The sequence below is a fragment of the Psychromonas sp. KJ10-5 genome (assembly GCF_055808325.1).
Window position 1 is genome coordinate 346,950 of record NZ_CM147864.1, and the last position, 21,641, is coordinate 368,590.

Annotated in this window: 19 protein-coding genes, 1 tRNA gene, 1 other RNA gene and 1 pseudogene; 13 read left to right on the top strand and 9 right to left on the bottom strand. The window is 38.3% G+C overall.

Annotated elements, in window-relative coordinates:
• The first annotated feature begins 93 nt into the window (after nucleotides 1-93).
• Entirely contained in the window at nucleotides 94-978 is an 885-nt protein-coding gene (locus AC0L3W_RS01715; protein WP_290038773.1) for a LysR family transcriptional regulator, read from the top strand.
• Between the two features lie 52 nt (nucleotides 979-1,030).
• Here AC0L3W_RS01715 and AC0L3W_RS01720 read toward each other — a convergent pair whose 3' ends face one another.
• The 6 genes from AC0L3W_RS01720 to AC0L3W_RS01745 all read right to left on the bottom strand — a co-directional run bounded on the left by AC0L3W_RS01720 (nucleotide 1,031) and on the right by AC0L3W_RS01745 (nucleotide 7,306).
• Nucleotides 1,031-3,109 (bottom strand): methyl-accepting chemotaxis protein, encoded by a 2,079-nt coding sequence (locus AC0L3W_RS01720; protein WP_354669215.1) that lies wholly within the window; start codon nucleotides 3,107-3,109, stop codon nucleotides 1,031-1,033.
• Between the two features lie 322 nt (nucleotides 3,110-3,431).
• Nucleotides 3,432-4,661, bottom strand: a complete 1,230-nt coding sequence (serA, locus tag AC0L3W_RS01725) for a phosphoglycerate dehydrogenase (RefSeq protein ID WP_290038772.1) — start codon at nucleotides 4,659-4,661, stop codon at nucleotides 3,432-3,434.
• Nucleotides 4,662-4,867: 206 nt separating this feature from the next.
• Nucleotides 4,868-5,524 carry a ribose-5-phosphate isomerase RpiA gene (gene rpiA, locus AC0L3W_RS01730; protein ID WP_290038771.1) on the bottom strand — a complete coding sequence of 219 codons (657 nt, stop codon included), beginning with the start codon at nucleotides 5,522-5,524 and terminating at the stop codon, nucleotides 4,868-4,870.
• Nucleotides 5,525-5,639: 115 nt separating this feature from the next.
• The gene (locus AC0L3W_RS01735) at nucleotides 5,640-6,290 is read right to left on the bottom strand and encodes a 5-formyltetrahydrofolate cyclo-ligase (protein WP_290038770.1); all 651 of its coding nucleotides are present in this window, start codon (nucleotides 6,288-6,290) and stop codon (nucleotides 5,640-5,642) included.
• A gap of 178 nt (nucleotides 6,291-6,468) precedes the next feature.
• Nucleotides 6,469-6,652, bottom strand: a non-coding RNA gene (gene ssrS / locus AC0L3W_RS01740) — 6S RNA.
• Between the two features lie 351 nt (nucleotides 6,653-7,003).
• Nucleotides 7,004-7,306 carry a cell division protein ZapA gene (locus tag AC0L3W_RS01745; protein WP_290038769.1) on the bottom strand — a complete coding sequence of 101 codons (303 nt, stop codon included), beginning with the start codon at nucleotides 7,304-7,306 and terminating at the stop codon, nucleotides 7,004-7,006.
• A 172-nt stretch (nucleotides 7,307-7,478) separates the two neighbouring features.
• Between AC0L3W_RS01745 and AC0L3W_RS01750 the strand changes: the two genes are divergently transcribed.
• The 7 genes from AC0L3W_RS01750 to AC0L3W_RS01780 all read left to right on the top strand — a co-directional run bounded on the left by AC0L3W_RS01750 (nucleotide 7,479) and on the right by AC0L3W_RS01780 (nucleotide 14,441).
• Complete coding sequence (locus tag AC0L3W_RS01750) at nucleotides 7,479-8,048, top strand: UPF0149 family protein (protein WP_290038768.1); 570 nt, start codon at nucleotides 7,479-7,481, stop codon at nucleotides 8,046-8,048.
• 11 nt (nucleotides 8,049-8,059) lie between these two features.
• Entirely contained in the window at nucleotides 8,060-9,358 is a 1,299-nt protein-coding gene (pepP, locus tag AC0L3W_RS01755) for a Xaa-Pro aminopeptidase (RefSeq protein ID WP_290038767.1), read from the top strand.
• Nucleotides 9,351-10,613, top strand: coding sequence for a 2-octaprenyl-6-methoxyphenyl hydroxylase (gene ubiH, locus AC0L3W_RS01760; protein ID WP_409439818.1), 1,263 nt, complete (start codon nucleotides 9,351-9,353; stop codon nucleotides 10,611-10,613). The genes pepP and ubiH overlap by 8 nt, the downstream gene beginning before the upstream one ends.
• Nucleotides 10,610-11,827 carry an FAD-dependent monooxygenase gene (locus AC0L3W_RS01765; RefSeq protein ID WP_409439817.1) on the top strand — a complete coding sequence of 406 codons (1,218 nt, stop codon included), beginning with the start codon at nucleotides 10,610-10,612 and terminating at the stop codon, nucleotides 11,825-11,827. The genes ubiH and AC0L3W_RS01765 overlap by 4 nt, the downstream gene beginning before the upstream one ends.
• Nucleotides 11,828-11,983: 156 nt before the next feature.
• Nucleotides 11,984-13,180 carry an enoyl-ACP reductase FabV gene (gene fabV, locus AC0L3W_RS01770; RefSeq protein WP_290038764.1) on the top strand — a complete coding sequence of 399 codons (1,197 nt, stop codon included), beginning with the start codon at nucleotides 11,984-11,986 and terminating at the stop codon, nucleotides 13,178-13,180.
• A 149-nt stretch (nucleotides 13,181-13,329) separates the two neighbouring features.
• A tRNA-Pro gene (locus AC0L3W_RS01775) sits at nucleotides 13,330-13,406 on the top strand.
• 75 nt (nucleotides 13,407-13,481) lie between these two features.
• Complete coding sequence (locus AC0L3W_RS01780) at nucleotides 13,482-14,441, top strand: KpsF/GutQ family sugar-phosphate isomerase (protein WP_409439816.1); 960 nt, start codon at nucleotides 13,482-13,484, stop codon at nucleotides 14,439-14,441.
• 82 nt (nucleotides 14,442-14,523) lie between these two features.
• Here AC0L3W_RS01780 and AC0L3W_RS01785 read toward each other — a convergent pair whose 3' ends face one another.
• Nucleotides 14,524-14,787 (bottom strand): DUF1145 domain-containing protein, encoded by a 264-nt coding sequence (locus AC0L3W_RS01785; protein WP_290038762.1) that lies wholly within the window; start codon nucleotides 14,785-14,787, stop codon nucleotides 14,524-14,526.
• Complete coding sequence (gene rsmD, locus AC0L3W_RS01790; protein ID WP_409439815.1) at nucleotides 14,787-15,395, bottom strand: 16S rRNA (guanine(966)-N(2))-methyltransferase RsmD; 609 nt, start codon at nucleotides 15,393-15,395, stop codon at nucleotides 14,787-14,789. The genes AC0L3W_RS01785 and rsmD overlap by 1 nt, the downstream gene beginning before the upstream one ends.
• A 97-nt stretch (nucleotides 15,396-15,492) precedes the next feature.
• Between rsmD and ftsY the strand changes: the two genes are divergently transcribed.
• The 3 genes from ftsY to ftsX are packed head-to-tail and all read left to right on the top strand — an operon-like array spanning nucleotide 15,493 to nucleotide 18,861.
• Complete coding sequence (gene ftsY / locus AC0L3W_RS01795; RefSeq protein WP_409439814.1) at nucleotides 15,493-17,178, top strand: signal recognition particle-docking protein FtsY; 1,686 nt, start codon at nucleotides 15,493-15,495, stop codon at nucleotides 17,176-17,178.
• 17 nt (nucleotides 17,179-17,195) lie between these two features.
• Nucleotides 17,196-17,867: a cell division ATP-binding protein FtsE gene (ftsE, locus tag AC0L3W_RS01800; protein ID WP_290038759.1), complete on the top strand. Its 672-nt coding sequence runs from the start codon at nucleotides 17,196-17,198 to the stop codon at nucleotides 17,865-17,867.
• A gap of 1 nt (nucleotide 17,868) precedes the next feature.
• Complete coding sequence (gene ftsX, locus AC0L3W_RS01805; RefSeq protein WP_409439813.1) at nucleotides 17,869-18,861, top strand: permease-like cell division protein FtsX; 993 nt, start codon at nucleotides 17,869-17,871, stop codon at nucleotides 18,859-18,861.
• A 113-nt stretch (nucleotides 18,862-18,974) separates the two neighbouring features.
• On the opposite strand, the pseudogene AC0L3W_RS01810 reads toward ftsX, so the two are convergent.
• A pseudogene (locus AC0L3W_RS01810) lies at nucleotides 18,975-19,142 on the bottom strand (site-specific integrase); the annotation flags it as partial.
• A 459-nt stretch (nucleotides 19,143-19,601) separates the two neighbouring features.
• Between AC0L3W_RS01810 and AC0L3W_RS01815 the strand changes: the two are divergent.
• A complete protein-coding gene (locus AC0L3W_RS01815) occupies nucleotides 19,602-20,414 on the top strand; it encodes a DUF4145 domain-containing protein (protein ID WP_409439811.1) in 813 nt (270 codons plus the stop codon).
• A 105-nt stretch (nucleotides 20,415-20,519) separates the two neighbouring features.
• Nucleotides 20,520-21,482: a GTP pyrophosphokinase gene (locus AC0L3W_RS01820; protein ID WP_409439810.1), complete on the top strand. Its 963-nt coding sequence runs from the start codon at nucleotides 20,520-20,522 to the stop codon at nucleotides 21,480-21,482.
• The last annotated feature ends 159 nt before the right edge of the window (nucleotides 21,483-21,641 follow it).

The window sequence follows — 21,641 nt, forward strand, 5'->3', positions numbered from 1 at the left end:
AGCTGTCTAATTTAAATAAATAAATTCTGTTGTTTTTATGTTATCCATAGATATAATTTATGGGTGTTTAGATCAATTTATAAGGGTAAAAAAGTGGAATTTAGACAACTACAACACTTTGTTGCGATCGTGGAAACGGGGAGTATTTCTGCAGCTGCTCGTCACCTTTTTTTGGCGCAGCCGGCGATTAGTGCCAGCATTAAAAAACTCGAAAATGAGTTAAATATGCCTTTATTACATAGACGTGATCGTGGTGTGGCCTTAACTGAAGCTGGGGAAAAGTTCTTACAGCATGCTAAACAAATATTGCAGCAAGCTAATGATGCTAAGTTAGCGATGCAAGCGATAGAAGGGTTAGATCAAGGTGAGGCTGAGATTGGTGTTCCACCTATGTTAGGGTCTTACTTTTTACCTCCTTTACTGATGGCCTTTAAACATCAATACCCCGCATTAGGTTTGAATATTATTGATACAGGAACACGTAATATTCGTAAACGCTTGTTAGAAGGGGAGTTAGAGTTAGGGGTTGTTGCGGACCATGATTTACCCCCAGAGTTTGCAACTGGTAAACTGATGCGTGAAGAGATGGTTGTGTGTATGGCGGCTGATCACCCTTTAGCTGAGTTTGAAAAAATTGAATATGCTGACTTTTTAAAGCATGAATTAATACTGTTTGGTAAAGGTTATTATCATCACTCATTAATTGAAAGGATCAGTCAAAAAGAGAAAGCTAGCCCACAGATCGCTTTTACCAGTAACCTGCTACCCTTAATTAAGTCCATTATCCGTAAAGGCTATGCGATCTCTCCAATGTGGAAAGTTGCAATTCAAGATGATGATGAAATTATTACTCGCCCTTTTGTAGAGCCTTTCTGTATTGACCTTAGCTTGGCATGGCGAAAAGACAGCTATTTGTCTCGAGCAAATCAGGTATTTCGAGATTTTATCTTAGAAGAGGTTAAAAGTAAGGGGCTGTAGTAATGAGGCCCCTATTATTAAGGTGCCTCGCTAGCTTATTGATAGTTTTTGTTTATTGTAATTTAAATTTCTTAACTAACAAATCCAGTTGATTGTTCGCTGAAGCTAGTTTTTCAGTGCTATCTAGTGTTTCTTCACCATTCATTTTCAGTTGTTGCACCATTTCATTGATAGTTGTCATGTTACAACTTACTTCTTCTGTAACAACACTTTGTTGCTCTGATGCTGTTGCTATTTGAGTACTCAAGTCATTGATATGAATTATGAAATTAGTCATGTTATCTAAGCTCTCTGTGACACGCGCTGTATTCTCTGCAGTTCGTTGACAGCTATTTCTAGTCACATCCATCGCCGCCACTGCATTTTCAGCATCATTGCTGAGTGTTGCAAGTATTTGGTTGATTTCACCTGTGCTAGTTTGTGTACGTGCTGCTAATGAGCGTACTTCATCAGCTACGACAGCAAAACCTCGTCCTTGTTCTCCTGCTCTTGCTGCTTCTATTGCTGCATTTAAGGCTAACAGGTTAGTTTGATCTGCTATTTCACCAATTACACTTAATGCTTTAATTATTTCTTGGGTGTTGTTACTCATTGTATTAATACTTGCTGAAGCCGAGTCCACCTCGTCAACTAATGCAATAACACTATTTGAAGCCTCTGTTACAATTTGTTTTGATAGTATGGCTTCATCATTAGCTTTTTGTGTATTGGTTGATGTATCTGCTGCATTTTGTGCAACACTCTCAGACGTACTACTCATTTCTGTAATAGCGCTTACCACTTGCTCTGTTTCACTTGCATGAGTGAGTAACGCGTTGTTTGACTTTATTGACTGCTCATTCAATTGTTCAGTTGTTGTTGTGATATTGGAAGACGCTTGGGATATATCAAGCATCATAGATTGTAGATAAATAATAAAGTTATTTACAGAGCGGCTGATATCACTTAATTCATCGTTATTGACAATAGTTATACGTGATGTCAAGTCTGCTTCACCAGTGGATAACGTATCAATACGATCTTTTAATATACGTAAATTTTTCATAATCGCAGTGATGATCCAAATAACTATCACAAATGATAAGAGGATTAACACACTTGCAGTCGTTATCATTGATGTTACTTGCTCATCGAATATTTTCTCAGTGACTTCTGTTAAGCTATTTTGAACTTCAATAATATCGTTTTCATATACACCTGTAACAATGGTCCATCCCCAATCTGGGAAGATATTACGAGAGTAGGTGATTTTGTTTTCATGTTGTTTTGTGGTTGGGTTTTCATAAACAACTTTCACCAATGCTTCGGTTTTGCCGTTAATGTTATCTGCAATTGATTTGGTACTGTCAGTCGCTGTACCTATGATTGATTTTTTAGGGTGAGCAATTATTTTTCCATTTTTATCTTGAATCCAAAAATATCCATTTTTTCCATATTTAGCAATGGTTACGGCGTGTAAAGCCGCTTCAATATTATGTGCTCGTAAAGTGCTGATATACTCTCCGCTGGCAATAACAAGGTTTAACGGCTCGAAATAAAAAGAAGCGGTTATTTTATCTTCTTGAGTATCTGTTGTTGGGTTGGTAAAGGCATACTCACTGAACCCTATCTCATTGTCTTTAGCGGCTTTTACAATATCCCGCACATAATATTTACCATCGCCACTGACTTTATTGTAGTCATTGTTGCCTATGTTTTTTAAATTACTACCATAAGCTTTTGCGATATAAGAAGAAGCATTATAAGCAAATAAATAACGACCATTACTCCAACGGTATTGATTTATAAAATTATAAATACTTGTCTCTGCTTCTGCTTTAGAGTTGCTATTTTGATAAATATTATCAAAAGTGGATCTAAATTCAGACATCTCTGCAGCTAAACCTTTTTTAATGTTCTCAATTTTAGAATCGTTATAAAAGTCAGTGATGGCATAAGTAATTGTATCTATTTGACCTTTAAGGTTATCGTTGAGCACTTCTGCAAGTTGGACTTGAACATTTTCTTTTTCTTTATCAAGTACGTAATTCTCTGTCTCGATAGAGGAGTAGATAAAAAATGCAGCCATAATTAATAACGGTGCGCATAGTGTTATCACAAGCTTTGTTTTGATGGTTAACTTTATGGACATTTATATTTCCTAATTTTAGGTATTGAATTCAGCTACAAAAATTATAGACCAGAATGAGGCGCACTCTATCACTAATTACCACTTTGGTGATATTTATCAATAATGAGCAGTATTCTGTAAAAAATACTTTAATTGTGGTGATTTACCTGAGGCTAAATTAATTTTTAAGTTATACAGAGATCAGAAGTAATAGGTATAACGGTGGTAGTGTTTGGGGGGAACTAGAGTGGGGAGTATTTATTTAAAACGTGATTGCTCGTTAAGTTTATTGCTTATACAAAAAGGGACTCAGTGAGTCCCTTTCTAGAAGAATATTCGACGCTTAGTTTAATAAACGAGCGCGGATTGTACCTTCAATTTCTTTTAGTTTGTCTAATGCTGTATCAGCATCTTCACTGTTTACATCAATAACTACGTAACCAATGTTTTCATTAGTTTGTAAGTATTGAGCTGCAATGTTGATATCGTTATCAGCAAACGCCAAGTTGATCTTAGTTAAGATACCTGGTTGGTTACGGTGAATATGTAATAGACGACTTGCATTTTTGTGTACTGGTAAAGACACTTCAGGGAAGTTCTTAGAAGATAGCGTAGATCCGTTATCAGAGTACTTAACGAGTTTACCTGCTACTTCATAACCGATATTTTCTTGAGCTTCTTGCGTGCTGCCACCAACATGAGGCGTTAGGATCACGTTATCAAATTCACGTAGTGGAGATTCAAACTCTTCTGTATTTGATTTTGGCTCAGTTGGGAAAACATCAACCGCAGCACCCGCTAATTTCTTGCTGCGTAATGCATCACAAAGTGCTGGTATATCAACAACAGTACCACGCGCAGCATTCATGAAGATGGCACCATCTTTCATTTGTGCAAACTCTTTCGCGCCCATCATGTTTTTCGTTGAATCAACTTCTGGTACATGTAAGCTAACTACGTCTGATTTAGCCAGTAATTCTTGCATACTAGCAACTTGTGTTGCGTTACCTAGTGTTAATTTGTTTTCAATGTCATAGAAAGAAACATTAAAGCCTAAACCTTCAGCAAGGATACCAAACTGTGTACCGATATGACCGTAACCGATAATACCTAGATTTTTACCACGTGCTTCGTATGATGCAGTTGCAGACTTATCCCATTCACCACGGTGTGCTTTTGCGTTACGCTCTGGAACACCACGTAATAATAGTAATGCTTGACCTAATACTAATTCAGCAACACTACGTGTGTTAGAGAAAGGCGCGTTAAATACAGCAATACCTTTTGCTTGTGCTGCGTCTAAGTCCACTTGGTTAGTACCGATACAGAAACAACCGATAGCCACTAATTTTTCAGCTGCTGCTAATACTTTTGCATTTAAGTTAGAGCGCGAACGAATACCGATGAAATGCACATCTTTAATCTTTTCAATTAAATCTTCTTCACTTAATGAAGTTTTAATACTTTCAATGTTGGTGTAACCCGCATCAGTGAATGTTGCCACTGAGCTAGGGTGTAGACCTTCTAGTAGAAGAACTTTAATTTTATCTTTATTGAGTGAATACTTAGTCATTGTATTTCCTTGGGCCTTATTTAAAGGTGAATGGACAATTTTGCGAATAATTTTAGTGCGCGTAAAATAGCAAAAATAGTCGTCATTGTGAATCTGGGAGTGCTGTTTCTTATATGATAAAATGAAACAACTTATTACTGACGATTGTTGTATTACGCTGGATTGACTCTCATCATATTGAATCGAGTTGAGAGTCAAACTTGCATTTATTTTAAGGTGTTAACACCGCTATCTGTACCAACAAGTACAACGTCAGCCGCGCGGTTTGCGAACAAGCCATTAGTGACTACACCCACGATTGAGTTGATTTTGTTTTCTAAGGTTAATGGCTCTGCAATTTTAAGATTATATACATCTAAAATGACATTGCCGTTATCTGTCACAACACCTTCACGGTAAACTGGGTCTCCACCTAATTTAACTAATTCACGAGCAACGTAGCTACGCGCCATTGGAATCACTTCAACTGGTAATGGGAAGTCGCCAAGGATATCGACGTTTTTAGTGTCATCGACAATACAGATAAATTTATCAGCAACGGCAGATACGATTTTTTCACGTGTTAATGCTGCACCGCCACCTTTAATCATGTGGTTGTATGGATTAATTTCATCTGCACCATCAACATAGATGCTCAACTCTGACACTTCATTTAGGTCGAACACTTCAATGCCAAAGCCTTTTAATTTTTCAGTGGACGCTTCTGAACTGGATACTGCACCAACAATGTTATTTTTGATTGTTGCTAATGCATCAATAAAATGATTAACCGTTGAACCTGTACCAACACCTACAATGGTGTCTTTTTCTACATATTCTAGGGCTGCATAAGCTGCTGCTTTTTTCTTGTCGTCTTGCGTCATGACTTTTAATCCTGTTCAGTGAGAGTGAGTCTTGAAAGTGGCGCGATTATACCCTTAATTACGCTGTTAATTTAAGCTAAATTTGTGAAAAATATTAAAATAAATGTGGGTATTATTATTTGTCTGAAAAATACAAATGTTGCTGTGGTGTGATTATTTCCGGTAAAGGTACATCCCAAGCTTCAATAGGCAGTTGTGTAACACATTGACAGTCGTGCGCTAGCCCAATTGGATAAGGTCCTGAGCGATTAGTGAACCAAGGTGTAAGTAAGCGATCATAATAGCCTCCACCCATTCCAATACGGTTGCCCTGTGTATCAAAAGCGACTAAGGGAGTGAAGACAATATCTAACTTATCAGCAGGAAAAATTTCAGGGTGTTCAGCAAGATTAGATAACTGCTCAGGCGAGTTGTTAAAGAGAGTGGCTAGCTTGGGTTCTTTGATGCCATAGCGGTTGATGATCATTTCGGTATTTGCTTGATACTCCAAAAAGAATAAATGCCCCTTTAGTGTTGGGTGCACCATGGGTAAATACACCTGTTTACCTTGCTGCCAACACCATTCAATGAACAAGCTTAAGTCTATTTCACCATCGTAAGCTAAGGTTACGGAAACATGCTTTGCTTGCATGATTCTAGGGTGATTAATCAAACGAGTTAATAAATTAGCAGAGGCTAATACTTGTTGTTCTTCGCTTAACGCTTGTCGTGCTTGGCGTACAGTTTGTCGAATTTGGTTGCGCTGTGAAGTAATAATGACCGTCACCAATAAGTTGTGATGTTAGTGTGCTAGGGGCAAATACTTTATCAAATATATAGTAATACGCACAACCAAATAGGCTCAATAAAAGCAATGATGTTGGGAATTTATTTAGAAGTGTTTTTACTGAATTGTAATGACTTAATCACTGCAATAAGAACAATGAAGAAATCATCTGAAAGTGAGTTAACCCAAGGGTACCGCTGTTGACTGTGACCTTGAACCCGAAGGTCAAGGTGGTGTATCAGTGCTTACCGCAGGTTTCTCGATACTAGCCGAGTTTACACAATAGTAATCAACCTAATTCACCAGGGTAATACTTATCGGCTCAGGGACTTAGTCAAGATTAACGGGTACCCGAGGGTTAAATAAACTGTACCTACTTTAATTCGCTTTTTAAAGGGTTTTTAAGAAAAAATGGGAAGTTTGTGACTGCTTGATGTTTTTTTACACATAATAATTACCATGCGAATGAATGGTGTTATTTTGTGTACAAACTTTGCTTGAAAAGTATATTCAGGAAAATGGTTTATGTTTCAATTCTTTGTCTTTCTTTTGGCATTTTGTGTTGAGCTGTATAAGAAAATTAAGCGAAATCGAGAGGGAATTGTTATAAATACCGAAACCGCTAATTGTTTTATTTAAGTGGTGTCGGTATGTTTTTTAGAAAGGGGACAAAAAATCTAAATCAATAAAGCAGTGATTAAATCTGAGCTGAATTATTTTTCTGTTGTTGAGCGGGTATCCAATGCGCCATTAATCGCATCTTGTAATTGTTGAATGCGATTATTCAATTGGTCTGTTTGAGCTTGCATTTCTGCTTTGATAGTATTGAGTTGATGGCGATAATTTAATGCTGCCATCACAACCAATTGTTCATTACGCAGATGTCTCGTATTGCTTTTCATCTCTTTAAGATGCTCATCAACTTGAGCAACCGTCCCTAACAGGTTGTCTTGCTCACCGTCAGGGCAGCCGATTTTATACTGTTGGCCTAAAATAGTGATATCAAGATGTGCCATAATGCCCCCGTTAGATTGAGTAAATAAGGGAGTATTCTGTTTCCCTAAAAAAAATGTTGTATTGTGCGCGAACTATATCGACCTAGCTATCAAGTTTCAAGTACTTACTGGCGACGAGATCTCGTGGATGATAGAATAAGTTAACTATATTTCGTTTATTATGAGTGTCGCTATGAATTCTGCTGTATTACCAAGTTTTGATAAAATTTCGCAAGCCCTTGAAGAGGCTGAGCTATTCACTAATGCAGCGGAGACCCATGGGGTGTTGTCTGGCTTTGTTTGTGGAGGGATCGCATTGGATAATAAAAGCTGGCAACCATTGTTTAATGACGTGGTGAATGAAGGCATGGCGCTATCTTCTTCTTTAAAAAAACTGATCGCAGAAATATATGCGGACGTAGTGAAACAATGTACAGATGATGGCTTAGGTTTTCACCTGCTTTTACCGAAAGATGATAAACCTTTAGATGAGCGCGCAGAAGCAATGGCGCAATGGGCTCAAGGTTTTTTAGTGGGTTTTGGTATGGTTCAGCAATCTTTAAATCAAGCCTCTGAAGATGTACAAGAAGTGATCCGTGATATTCGAGATATTTCTCAGCTATCTCTTGATTTTGAACAAGAAGATGAAGAGTCTGAAATTGCATTTACTGAAATTGTTGAGTACCTTCGAGTGAGTGCGATGTTATGTTTTAATACTTTTTCTCGTCAGACATCATCACCCGTTTCTAACACACTGCATTAATTAGAGAGCCTATGACTGAATTTACCAAGCGCCGTCAACTATTTGCCCATAGTATGCTAGACAACAGCATGGCTATTTTCCCTGCTAATCAAGAGTTAACCCGTAGTAATGACACTGAGTTTCGTTTTCGTCAAAACAGTGATTTTTATTACCTATGTGGGTTCAATGAACCAGATGCATGTTTATTATTAATTAAACAAAATAACCAATTAACCACGGTTTTGTTTAATCGTAAAAAAGATAAAAACGCTGAAATTTGGCATGGTTATCGATTAGGACAAACGGAAGCGATTAAAACGCTGGACGTCGATCACGCTTTTGTTATTGATGATTTTGAAACCAAGTTAAGTGAATTGCTAGAGGGTATTGATACTTTATATTACCCCACCTTGAGCGGTCTTGCCTTAGATCTGTCCTTACAAAATGTACTCAACGGGTTACGTAGCCGCTCCCGCAGCGGTTTAATTAGTACTCATCAATTTTTAGATTGGCGACCTACTCTACATGAAATGCGCCTATTTAAAAGTGAAGCCGAGCAAGCGATAATGCGTAAGGCCGGTGAAATATCAGCATTAGGTCATGTACGTGCAATGCAACAGTGCAAACCTGGTATGTTTGAGTTTCAACTGCAATTAGAAGTGGAATACGAGTTTGCACGTCAAGGCACCCGAGATGTGGCTTATAACAGCATTGTCGCTGGTGGTAATAATGCTTGTATTCTACATTACACGGAAAATGATCAAGTATTACAAGATGGTGATCTAGTCTTGATTGATGCCGGTGCTGAATATCAAGGTTATGCTGGTGATATTACACGTACTTTCCCTGTTAATGGCCGCTTCACTGAAGAGCAAGCCATTATTTATCAGTTAGTGTTAGATTGCCAATTATTAGCGCTTGAACTAGTGAAACCTGGGATCAGTGTGTTAGAGATCAACCAACAAGTTGTGACTAAAATGACTGAAGGTCTATTAACATTAGGCCTATTAAAAGGCGAGTTAACAGACTTAATTGAAGAGCAAGCTTACAAAGCCTTTTATATGCATGGTTTAGGACATCCACTTGGGTTAGATGTGCATGATGTTGGTGATACGGGAACGATTCAATCTCCTCGTGCATTGCAAGCCGGCATGGCTATCACTATCGAACCCGGTTTATATATCAGCCAAGATGCAGACGTAGAAGCGCGTTGGAAAGGAATTGGTGTCCGTATCGAAGATGATGTGATTGTGACAGAGACTGGATGTGAGATTTTAACTGCTGCTGTACCTAAAGAAATTGAAGCAATTGAAGCGTTAATGAATGGCTAAATTATCCCAACAAAGCGACCTAATAGAGCAACAACAAGAGGCTATTCTTTACGATGTAGTGATTGTTGGCGCTGGTATGTCAGGTGCATTATTAGCGTTAACCCTGTTAACGCAAAACCCGTTGTTGAAAGTATTGTTACTGGATGAAAATGCACAGCGTTTACCATCCTCGCCAAACAATGAAGCAGGCCATAACCCTAGCTTTGATGCACGTTGTATTGCATTAAATGCTGGTTCAGTGGACATCTTAGATAGTTTGTCGTTATGGACTGATATTAAAGCCCATGCACAAGCGATTGAGAATATTCAAGTGTCGGATAAAGGTTACTTTGGCGGTGCGGAGTTATCCCCTAATTTACAGGGAGATGCTTTCGGTTATGTGGTTGAGTTACGACATGTAGGTAGAGTACTTTCTCGTGAACTCGCCTCCTTTGCCTCATTAACCACACGCTACCAAGTTAAATTAGACAATTTGTCACAACAACAAGATGCTATTCAATGCGTATTGAATAATGGTGAAACAGTGACCGCTAAATTATGTGTAGGTGCTGATGGAAGTCATAGCCAAGTACGCACTTTAGCGGGTATTAGCAGTAGCTTATCTGACTATCAGCGTAGTGCTATTATCTGTAATGTGCGTTGCCATAAACCCCATCAAAATATTGCCTATGAGCGTTTTACCAAAAGTGGACCAATCGCTTTATTACCATTAACCGATAACCGTTTTTCTTTAGTGTATTGCGTTGAAAAACAACAAGCGGAGCAGATAGCTCATTTATCTGACAGTGAATTTTTAGCACAATTACAGAAAAAATTTGGTTATCGTGCAGGCTTATTTGAACAAACAGGTCAACGTGATATTTATCCTTTAAATCTCTTAAAAACCACTAAGCCTATTGCTCACAGGACTGTGTGCATTGGTAATGCTGCACATAGTTTGCATCCAGTGGCTGGGCAGGGATTTAATTTAGGATTAAGAGATCTGTTTGTACTTGCCACTGTTATTGCAGACTCTGATGATATCGGGTCGTTTTCCATGCTAAATGATTATTGGCAATGTCGTGAAAAAGATCACCACAGTACAATTTGGATGACTGATAGTTTGGTGCGTATTTTTAGTAACCATTATCCATTGTTAAGTATTCCTCGCAACATTGGTTTAAAAGCAATGAACCTTTTCCCATTTTTATCCGCGCCTATTATTGAACAGTCTAAAGGACAGTTTGATTTGTTTAACAGAGAGAAATTATCATGATGCAATCCTATGATGTCACTATTGTCGGTGGCGGAATGGTTGGCTTAACGCTAGCCCGCTGTTTAGCAAATAGCACATTATCGATTGCGATTATTGAATCTAAGCAGCCGGTTGCATTGGCTGCAGAGCCAGAAAATCGTGTCAGTGCTTTGAGTTATGCGAGTAAAACCTTGTTTGATAATTTAGATGTCTGGTCACAATTAAATGCTCAACGTGTTACGCCTTATGATCAGATGCAAGTCTGGGAAAAAGATAGCTTTGGTAAAATTGCTTTTGATGCAAAACAGGTCAATCAGTCAGACTTGGGATATATTGTGGAGAATACCAACCTGCAACAAGCTTTGTTAGCGAGCGTACAAAAACAAGCCAATGTTAGCTTTTTTTGTCCTGATGTTTTGCAGAATATGGCGATTGGTGACGGCGAAGCTTGGTTAACCTTAGAAAGTGGTAAACAACTCACCTCTAAATTAGTGGTGGCTGCTGATGGTGCTAATTCCTGGGTACGTCAGCAATTAAATATCCCATTAACGCAATGGGATTACCAACACAATGCGATTGTCGCAACGATTAAAACTGGAGAACCTCATCAAGCCTGTGCACGACAGATTTTTACCGCACAAGGCCCATTAGCTTTTTTGCCTTTATATGACCAACAAACTAGTTCGATAGTGTGGTCATTACCTCCTGAGCAAGCTAGTTTATTGATGGCCTTAGATGATCAAGCTTTCAATCAAGTCTTAGCGCGTACCTTTGATAACCGTTTAGGTTTGTGTGAAGTGCAAGGCAAGCGCCATAGTATTCCTTTAACCATGCGTTATGCACGTGATTTTGCTAAACACCGGGTGGCTTTGATTGGAGATGCAGCACATACAATCCATCCTTTAGCCGGGCAGGGCGTTAACCTTGGTTTACTCGATGCAGCTTGTTTAGCTGAGGAGATCCTCAAGCAGGTTGAGCAAGGCAATGATATTGGCTTGTACCAAAACTTGCGTCACTTTGAACGTTGGCGTAAGACGGAAGCCACTGAAATGATTGCTTCAATGGAGTTATTAAAACAATTGTTCGACGGTGATAACCCAGTCAAAAAAGTACTAAGAGATGCTGCCTTGTTAATAGCCGATACTATTTCGCCATTAAAAAAACAATTTATTAAGCAAGCAATGGGGGTCAATGGCCATAAACCAGCCGTTTGCTTACCTAAAACACTTGTTTAAAGGCTAAATCATTAACTTGTTTCCTTGTTTTTTGGCATTTGCTAAGAGAACAGGTATATTAGCGATAATTTTACTTACGCCTTTGATTAAATACCTCGTTTATTGATAAAACGAGTCTATGATTGAAGGTTTCTAATACCATAAGAGCGAAATAATATGATCATTAAACCAAAGATTCGTGGCTTTATTTGTACGACTACACACCCAACGGGTTGTGAAAAAAACATTCAAGCACAAATTGAATACACTAAAGAGCAAGGCAAAATTGAAAAAGGCCCTAAACGTGTATTAGTGATTGGTTCTTCTGCTGGTTACGGCATGTCATCACGTATCGCTGCGGCATACGGCAGTGACGCATCAACGATTGGTGTTTTCTTTGAAAAACCTGCAACTGATCGTAAACCTGGTTCTGCTGGTTGGTACAACAGTGCTGCTTTTGATAAGCAAGCAAAGGCAGATGGCCTATACGCTAAAAGCGTTAACGGTGATGCATTCTCTAACGAAACTAAACAACTAGTTATCGATACAATCAAAGCTGACTTAGGTCAAATTGATGCGGTTATCTACTCAGTTGCAGCGCCAGTTCGTAAATTACCTGATACAGGTGAAGTAGTACGTTCAAGCCTAAAACCTATCGGTGAGACTTACACATCAACGGCTATCGATACTAATAAAGATACGATCATCGAAGCATCTGTAGAGCCTGCAACAGAAGAAGAAATTGCTAATACTGTTACCGTAATGGGTGGACAAGATTGGGAACTTTGGATGAATGCATTAGCAGATGCTGGTGTACTAGCTGAAGGTGTAAAAACTGTGGCTTACTCTTACATCGGAACTGAAATTACTTGGCCAATCTACTGGGATGGCGCATTAGGTAAAGCAAAAATCGATTTAGATCGTGCTTCTACTGCTATCCAAGCACAACTTGATTCTTTAGGTGGTGAAGCTTACGTATCAGTACAGAAGAGTGTTGTTACGCAAGCAAGTGCTGCGATTCCTGTTATGCCTTTATACCTATCAATGGTATTTAGAATCATGAAAGAGAAAGGTTTACATGAAGGTTGTATGGAACAGATTCACCGTCTATTCACAACACAACTGTTCAAAGCTGATGGTACTGCACCAACCACTGATGAAGCACGTCGCCTTCGTCTTGATGATTGGGAGTTACGTGATGAAGTACAACAAGCTTGTGCAGAATTATGGCCACAAATCACCACAGAAAATCTGTTTGAATTAACTGATTACCAAGATTACAAAGATGAGTTTTTACAACTATTTGGTTTTGGTGTTGATGGTGTTGATTACGAAGCTGATGTGGATACATTAGTAGAGTTTGATTGCCTATAATCACTAATTAAGCGATTTAATCCATTGAAAATACCCGCTTTGTGCGGGTATTTTTTTAGCTAATAATCAACTTCGTGCTGTTAGTGACATAACAAACAGATGACTTTTTTGTTGCAACTTTTCACTAAATAATTAGAATTACGCAGCATCGGTATGTAGCGCAGCTTGGTAGCGCACTGTCATGGGGTGTCAGGGGTCAGAAGTTCAAATCTTCTCATACCGACCAATTTCCTCGTTTATTAGACTGATCACTGAATTAATGTGATTGGTATTACCTTTCCTCTCATATAAAGGAAGCTTCATGTCTCGCTTTTCATTGCCAGAATCTCAACTATTAAAAGAAGTTAAAACCGTTTTTGAAGTACAAAGTGCTGCGATTACGGATCATAGTAATCAAGTCGGTGAAGCTTACTTACAAGCTTTAGCATTGATGAAAAACTGCCAAGGTCGTGTGATTGTATGTGGTATGGGTAAGTCTGGACATATCGGCACTAAAATTGCGGCCACATTAGCATCTGTTGGGACACCTTCATTCTTTATGCACCCAGGTGAAGCATTTCATGGTGACCTAGGCATGGTGACTAAAGATGACGTATTATTACTTATCTCTTACAGTGGCGAAACAGATGAATTATTAAAAATTATCCCATCATTACAACACTTTGGTAATAAAATCATCTCTATTACTGGTGGCAAAGATTCAACATTAGCAAAACATTCAGACGTGGTATTAGATGCTAGTGTTGAAAAAGAAACATGCCCAAATAACTTAGCACCTAGTACGTCTACGACATTAACCTTAGTGATAGGTGATGCACTGGCTAATACACTCACTTTAGAAAAAGACTTCAGCCCAATGGATTTTGCGCGCTTTCACCCTGGCGGCAGCTTAGGTAAGCGATTACTGACTTTTGTGCGTGATGAAATGCGCAGTGATAATCTACCGATTGTCAGTGCACAAACCTCAGTGACTGATGTATTAATGGTGATGACTGAAACCCGTACGGGTTTAGCGTTAGTATTAGACGGTGACAATTTACAAGGTGTGATCACCGATGGTGACGTTCGTCGCTTCTTGATTTCTGGTGAAAGCATTGTCGATAGTCAAGCATCACACTTAATGAATGCCACGCCACGCTTGATCTCTGCTTCGGCGCGTTTAACTGAAGCGGAAGAGTTAATGCGTGAAAAGCATATTAAATGGTTAGTGGTAAGTGAAGATGGTAAGAAGGTTGATGGTATCATCGAGTGGGGCCAGTAAAACTTGCCAACCACATTATTTAGATAGTTAAGGATGGACTCATGTTCATCCTTTTTTGTTTTAAGGTATGTTTATCAAAAAATTAGATCAGCCGATCTTTTAGTTGCCACATTTTGAACACACCAAAAAAGAATATCTCAACACCTTCTTTTTTGGTTAGTTTTAATTTTTCGGCAAAAGCCCCATAAATCACCAATAATTGGATTGCGTGCATGATCACTACAAAGGCTAATAAAAAGTAAAAAGCCATGGCGGCTTTACCTGGGAAAGGGAATACCAAATTAGTCAGTAGTAGCCCCCAAATAATCAACATTAATCCTTTTGCAAAGGGAATAAAATAAGCCATTAACTTTCTCTCTTAAATAATTGATAGCGTACTTGCCCGGCACTTTTTTCTTTTAGTTGTGTCCAGTTAGCAGGAAACTCTAAATTAGTTAAGGTGCTTTCTACTTCTACATAGATCAGGCTGTTATTAGCTAAATAACCTTGCTCTTCCAATTGCTGGATACAAGGTTGAGCTAACCCAAGATTAAAAGGTGGGTCAATAAACACAACGTCATATTGTCGTTTAGCTGCTTGTGCCAAATAACCTAAAGAATCGCCTTGTATTACTTCGGCATTTTGTGCTTTTAATGTTGAAATATTATTTTGTAGTTGAGTAGCAACTTGTTTATCTAGCTCTAAAAAAGTACAGAATTGACAGTATCGAGATAAGGCTTCAAAGCCTAAACTGCCGCTACCACTGAAGCAGTCCAGACAATTTGCTTCGCGAATATCATGCATTAGCCAATTAAAAAGGGTTTCTTTAGTGCGATCGGTTGTAGGTCTTAACCCTTGTTTATCTTTTACAGGTAGCTTCTTTCCACGCCACTGGCCTGATATTAATCGGATAAATCCATCGGAGTTGGGCTTTTTGCCTTTTTCTTGGCTTGAAGCTCGTTGATTTTTACGCATATTATTTTTAGTCCGGGAAGCAATAGTGTTAATATAGCAATTCAGTATGCTCGCTATTTTAGCAGGGTAATCAGCTTGTTAGTAAGGTTTTTAATTAATGTCTAAAAAGAAAGGGTTGTTTTCATGGTTTTCTAAAAAACCAGCCAAGAAAACAGAGCAAGAAATACAGTCAGAAGTATTAGCTCAACAAAAAGCAGCGGAAGCGGATCAACAAGCCGAACTAGCTGAACAGGAAAGAGTTGCTGCAGATGCTGAGCAGCAAGCCAAACTAGCTGCAGAGGCAGCTGAAAGAGAAACAATACAGGCTGAAGCTGAGCATCAAGCTAAGTTAGCAGCCGAGAAAGCCGAGCAAGAACGCCTTGCAGCAGAGGCTGAATCACAAGCTAAGTTAGCAGCCGAGAAAGCCGAGCAAGAACGTCTTGCAGCCGAGGCTGAATTACAAGCTAAGTTAGCAGCAGAGAAAGCCGAGCAAGAACGTCTTGCAGCCGAGGCTGAATTACAAGCTAAGTTAGCAGCCGAGAAAGCCGAGCAAGAACGTCTTGCAGCAGAGGCTGAATTACAAGCTAAGTTAGCAGCCGAGAAAGCTGAGCAAGAACGTCTTGCAGCAGAGGCTGAATTACAAGCTAAGTTAGCAGCTGAGAAAGCCGAGCAGGAACGTCTTGCAACTGAAGCTAGGTTAGCAGCAGAGCAAGCACAAAAAGAGCAAGCAGAGAAGGCTCGTCAGGCTTATCAAGAAGCCCAACGTAATGCTGAATTAGCTCGGCAACAGGTTGAGCAAGATGTGGCGGAAGAAGCACAAGAAAGCCAAGAAGTTGAAACAGTTACTGAAATAGTTGAAGTAGAAGAAGATAAAAAGTTAGGTTTTTTTGCTCGCTTTGCTCAAGGGCTAAAGAAAACTCGTTTAAGCATAGGCAGCGGGTTATTATCTTTATTCAAAGGTAAAAAGATCGATGATGACCTTTTTGAAGAGTTAGAAGAGCAGTTGATTGTTGCGGATATCGGTGTAGAAACGACGTTACGCATTATTAATAACCTAACTGAGCATGCAAATAGAAAACAGTTAAAAGATGCTGAAGTATTGTATGACCTGTTGAAAAAAGACCTATCAGATATCCTTAATGAAGTTGAACAACCTTTAGTGATTGATGCTACTAAGAAACCTTACGTTATTTTAATGGTAGGGGTAAATGGTGTTGGTAAAACAACCACTATTGGTAAGTTAGCTAAGAAATATCAAAGCGAAGGGAAATCAGTGATGCTTGCTGCGGGTGATACATTCCGTGCCGCAGCAGTAGAACAATTACAAGTGTGGGGCGAACGTAATGATATCCCTGTTATCGCTCAACAAACCGGTGCAGACAGCGCATCGGTTTTATTTGATGCGATGGATGCGGCACAAGCACGTGGTGTTGATGTCTTAATTGCTGATACCGCAGGGCGTTTGCAAAACAAAGACCATCTAATGACTGAGTTAGCAAAAGTAGTGCGTATCATGCGTAAAAAAGATGAAACTGCACCTCACGAAATCATGTTAACTATTGATGCCGGTACCGGACAAAATGCCATTAGCCAAGTTAAATTATTTAACGAAGCAGTAGGATTAACCGGCGTTACCTTTACCAAGTTAGATGGTACAGCCAAAGGCGGAATTATCTTCTCTATTGCCGATCAATTTAAACTACCTATTCGCTATATAGGGGTAGGTGAAGGTATTGATGATTTAAGAGAGTTTAATGCTAAAGAGTTTATTGATGCACTTTTCTCTAAAGAAGAAGAATCATAACAAGGTAAAAATAGACGATGATATTATTTGAAGAAGTCAGCAAAATTTATAGTGATGACCATATCGCATTAAATTCCGTCAACTTTCATTTAAAGCAAGGTGAAATGGCATTTTTGACTGGTCACTCTGGCTCAGGTAAAAGTACATTATTGAAGTTGGTAAGTTTAATGGAGCGTCCAACAACGGGACGTATTGTGTTAAACGGTAACGATATTAGTCATATTAAAGGTAATGATATTCCTTATTTACGTCGCCATATTGGTATGATTTTTCAAGATCATCGTCTACTAATGAATAGAACTGTATTAGACAATGTTGGCTTACCTTTATTAATTGAAGGGTATAGCCGCTTTGAAATTAAACGCCGTAGTTTAGCTGCTTTAGAGAAAGTCGGTTTATTAGGAAAAGAAGATGCTTTTCCAATTAACTTATCTGGTGGTGAGCAACAGCGTGTAGGCATTGCACGTGCCATTATTAATCAACCGCCATTATTACTGGCAGATGAACCAACAGGTAATTTAGACCCTAAATTGTCCTTAGAAATTTTAACGTTATTTGAATCGTTGAATAAATTTGGAATGTCAGTGTTGATTGCCACCCATGATTTAGGGCTTATTGCTAAGATGCGTTATCGCACCTTGACCTTACGCGAAGGTCATATGATTAATGACGGTTTATTAAGGGATTGATATGAGTAACAGTTTGGGCGCAAGCAAAAGAAAATTATCAGGCTCTCCTAAAATTAATAAAGTCTCATTTTTTGGACGTGTGAAAGCCACTATCAGTCAGCATATACATCAATTAGTACATAACTTTATGGAGTTGTGGAATACCCCATTTGCGACTTTGATGACTATTTTAGTCTTAGGTTTAGCATTGTCATTACCTACCGTTTTTCATGTTGTTTATAAAAATGTTGATCGTGTTGGTGGGCAGTGGGAAAGCGCATCAGAAATTAGTCTTTTTTTGAAAAAAGACTTATCTGAAGAGCAAATACAAGTTTTGATTAATAAGCTAGGTCTCTATGAAAATATTGAAACAGTGACTTATGTTTCTCGTCATCAAGCCTTACAAGAATTTAAAGAGATGTCTGGCTTTTCTAAGGCACTTAATTATTTAGATGAAAACCCGTTACCAGCAGTATTAATCGTAGTTCCTGTTGAGTCGGCAATGAACCCTGCAGGCAGTAAACTGCTGGTGGCTAATTTAGAACGAGAACAAGATATAGATTTAGTACGTGTCGATATCGATTGGATTGAGAAACTGCAGGCTATTTTTTACTTAGTTGTAGATATTGTTATCGCCATTGCGACCTTATTATTACTGTCAGTATTGTTGATTGTGAGTAATACCATTCGTCTTAATATTTTAAACCAGCGCGCTGAGATAGAGGTGTTAAAACTAGTCGGAGCAACAAATCGCTTTATACAGTTACCTTACCTTTATATTGGTGCATGGTATGGTTTTTTAGGTGGTGTTATTGCGTGGTTATTCTCTTTGATTATGGTGATTTGGTTAGAGTCAGGGGTGGAAAATTTAACTGGCTTGTACAAAGCTAAGTTTGACATCATCTCATTAACCTTTAATGAGTCTATTATGCTATTGATTATAGGTGCTTTATTGGGGTTAATTGCCTCATTTATATCGGTAAAACAATACCTAGTGACGATTGAACCAAAATAAATTAGCTTTATAAATAATCAAAGCACCTAAATTTAAATTAAAGATGATGATTGTTAATTAAGTTTGTGACAAAGGGTAAAGCTTTCCTGGCCTCAGAAAGCAGGAATATTTAATTAAGTTTGTGACAAAATATGTTTGTACATGAACACTAAAGCGCATAACGCTTGATTTTGTGTTGCAGCACTAACGCCTCTATTTACCGTTAAATGGGTCAAGAAATGATTTATTTCCGCTGCGCCCATTTCTTTAGGATGCCTTTTATTATTAAAAGTAATAAAAAACTTTACCCAATATCAATAACTTTTCTCTATTTGTAGGCCATATCGTTTTGTTCGAATTACATCTCGAAGAGATTGTAAAAAAGGGAATTTGATAATCATAAAAACACCTCACCACAACTGTTTGTTTATACAGTTATAGTGGGGTTTATATAAAAATGCAATTTTTTGTGTAGAAAGTGAGCATTTAATTGCTCGCTTTCTACACGGATTTTTTTATAGTTTATTGATTTATAAACTTTAATGTTTTAAGCATTGCGTCATACTCAGCGCAAGAGAGCTGAGTATGACGCAATGCTTAGTTTCTACAAATTTAATGTTTAAAATAAAACCACATATTTTATTATAAAGCTTTGACTGGCAATGATTTAATTATTATTATTTTATCATTTTTTATTTCATAATCCGTTACTATCGTGAATTATGGATAATATACTGTTAGGTGTAAAACAAGGATCTCAGATGAGTCAAAGTACAGATACGGTTCCAGCAATTTCGAAGACAGCCTTTAGTTGTCCTCATTGCAATGCTTACACCACGCAGCATTGGAGCCAACTTTATGCAGAGTCATATCGAGAAGATAGTCGAACTCCAAATATTCCTGACTCCAGTCTCAAAGAAAGATTTGAGAACGATCGTGAGATAGATAAAGAGATGAAGGCCCGTTTAATTGAGTGGGTGGACAAAATGGTTGCAGGTAAACCATTTATCGAATCTCAAGAAAACTCGTGTTACTCCCGAGCTTTACTAATGAATTTGTATATCTCTCGTTGCTATAACTGCAAAGAGATCTCGGTATGGTGTCATGATCAGATTATTTACCCGGCATCTAAAGTAGATATACAACCAAATCAAGATCTACCTGCTCACATTAAAAAGCTATTTGAAGAGGCTAGAGAAATTGTAGGCTCTTCTCCTCGTGGCGCTGCAGCAATTCTTCGACTATGTATCCAGCATCTCTGCAAAGAGTTGGGGGAAAGCGGAAAGAACATCGATAAAGATATAGCAAGCCTTGTAGCAAAAGGCTTGAATCCACTCGTTCAAAAGGCATTGGATGTTGTTCGGGTAATCGGCAATGAATCTGTTCATCCCGGTGAAATAGATCTTGATGACAACCGAGATATAGCCCTTCAATTATTCAATGTTGTCAATCTAATAACGGAGCAAATGATTACCCACCCTAAGCAGGTTGAAGCGATGTATGGCTCGTTGCCAGAGGGTAAGCTTCAGGGAATCGACAAGCGAAATGAGAAAGCGAAGAGTGGAAACACCTAACAAATCAATCAACTTCGCGCCTACGGCGCCGGACAGCTTACACTGCGCTTCGCTACGTTCCAGCTGCCGGTTATTGGGGCGTTATATTGCAATCGAGGGGAGCCCGTGACCAATTTTAAAACTCAATTTATTGATCTAAAACCTAAATATAACCGACTTGCTGAAAATACATCTTTAGCTATGAAACAATTTCTTTCTGAGTCTAAGATTTCTTCTTTTGATGTTGAGTTTCGAGTCAAAGAACAAAAATCATTCCTTGAAAAAGTGACAAGAAAAGAGGTTGCAGACCCATTTTTAGAAATTGAGGATATAGCCGGAGTAAGGGTCATATGTTACTACAAAGAAGACCTAGTTAAAATTGACAATATTATTCATGAACAATTTGATATTTCGTCAGTTTCAAACAAATTCGAAGAGTTACAAGTAGACCAGTTCGGATATACATCTAACCACTATATTGTAACTATTAAGAAAGAATGGCTTGGAGCTCCAAATTATAGGGGCTTAGATGATTTGAAAGTTGAGATTCAGGTAAGGACGATGCTTATGCATACATGGGCAGCAATAAGTCATAAATTACTTTATAAGAGGAACGATGACGTTCCAAATCAGTTTAAAAGAAAACTTAATAGGCTTAGTGCTCTCATCGAGCTTGCTGATGAACAATTTGATGACATAAAGAATATGAAGATTGATTATCAAGAGAAGTTGGTAATTGAAAAAGATATCGAAATAAATGCAGATAGTTTCCTTTCTCTCATGAACAAGCACTTTAGTGATCGAACTTATGAAGATGATGAAATTCCAAGCCTGCTTACAGAGCTTCGACAGTACTCTCCAAATATTCAAGATTTTGAAGAGAAGGTAAATAAATGTTTACCTATTTTGGACAGAATGGAAGAAGATGAGGCTCAAGAGAATCAGGAGCAAGAATATGAGCTACCAATGTGGGGATTAGCGGGCCTTACAAGATCAATACTAGATTTAACCTCAGATGAATATTTATCTAAAAGAGAGTTGCCTGACAGGGTCTTAGCAATTACTGAACAGTACCGCAAAGCAATATAACAAGAGCTTTAAACGGAACTAAAACAGTTGACTACGTTCCGCTTCGCTCCACAATTTTAGCCAACTATCTTAATCCGCTTAAGCGGGTGTTGAGGTTGTAGAATAACTCGTTTTTTGTAAATTTATAAGAAATTGTAATTTTTAACTTGTTGTTTTATT

Excerpts from the sequence above, each read along its gene's own strand:
- pepP (WP_290038767.1), top strand. The coding sequence starts at position 8,060 with ATGACTGAATTTACCAAGCGCCGTCAACTATTTGCCCATAGTATGCTA.
- AC0L3W_RS01780 (WP_409439816.1), top strand. The coding sequence starts at position 13,482 with ATGTCTCGCTTTTCATTGCCAGAATCTCAACTATTAAAAGAAGTTAAA.
- fabV (WP_290038764.1), top strand. The coding sequence starts at position 11,984 with ATGATCATTAAACCAAAGATTCGTGGCTTTATTTGTACGACTACACAC.
- AC0L3W_RS01745 (WP_290038769.1), bottom strand. The coding sequence starts at position 7,306 with ATGGCACATCTTGATATCACTATTTTAGGCCAACAGTATAAAATCGGC.
- AC0L3W_RS01815 (WP_409439811.1), top strand. The coding sequence starts at position 19,602 with ATGAGTCAAAGTACAGATACGGTTCCAGCAATTTCGAAGACAGCCTTT.
- ftsY (WP_409439814.1), top strand. The coding sequence starts at position 15,493 with ATGTCTAAAAAGAAAGGGTTGTTTTCATGGTTTTCTAAAAAACCAGCC.
- rpiA (WP_290038771.1), bottom strand. The coding sequence starts at position 5,524 with ATGACGCAAGACGACAAGAAAAAAGCAGCAGCTTATGCAGCCCTAGAA.
- ubiH (WP_409439818.1), top strand. The coding sequence starts at position 9,351 with ATGGCTAAATTATCCCAACAAAGCGACCTAATAGAGCAACAACAAGAG.
- serA (WP_290038772.1), bottom strand. The coding sequence starts at position 4,661 with ATGACTAAGTATTCACTCAATAAAGATAAAATTAAAGTTCTTCTACTA.
- AC0L3W_RS01750 (WP_290038768.1), top strand. The coding sequence starts at position 7,479 with ATGAATTCTGCTGTATTACCAAGTTTTGATAAAATTTCGCAAGCCCTT.
- AC0L3W_RS01720 (WP_354669215.1), bottom strand. The coding sequence starts at position 3,109 with ATGTCCATAAAGTTAACCATCAAAACAAAGCTTGTGATAACACTATGC.
- AC0L3W_RS01785 (WP_290038762.1), bottom strand. The coding sequence starts at position 14,787 with ATGGCTTATTTTATTCCCTTTGCAAAAGGATTAATGTTGATTATTTGG.
- rsmD (WP_409439815.1), bottom strand. The coding sequence starts at position 15,395 with ATGCGTAAAAATCAACGAGCTTCAAGCCAAGAAAAAGGCAAAAAGCCC.
- AC0L3W_RS01765 (WP_409439817.1), top strand. The coding sequence starts at position 10,610 with ATGATGCAATCCTATGATGTCACTATTGTCGGTGGCGGAATGGTTGGC.
- ftsE (WP_290038759.1), top strand. The coding sequence starts at position 17,196 with ATGATATTATTTGAAGAAGTCAGCAAAATTTATAGTGATGACCATATC.
- ftsX (WP_409439813.1), top strand. The coding sequence starts at position 17,869 with ATGAGTAACAGTTTGGGCGCAAGCAAAAGAAAATTATCAGGCTCTCCT.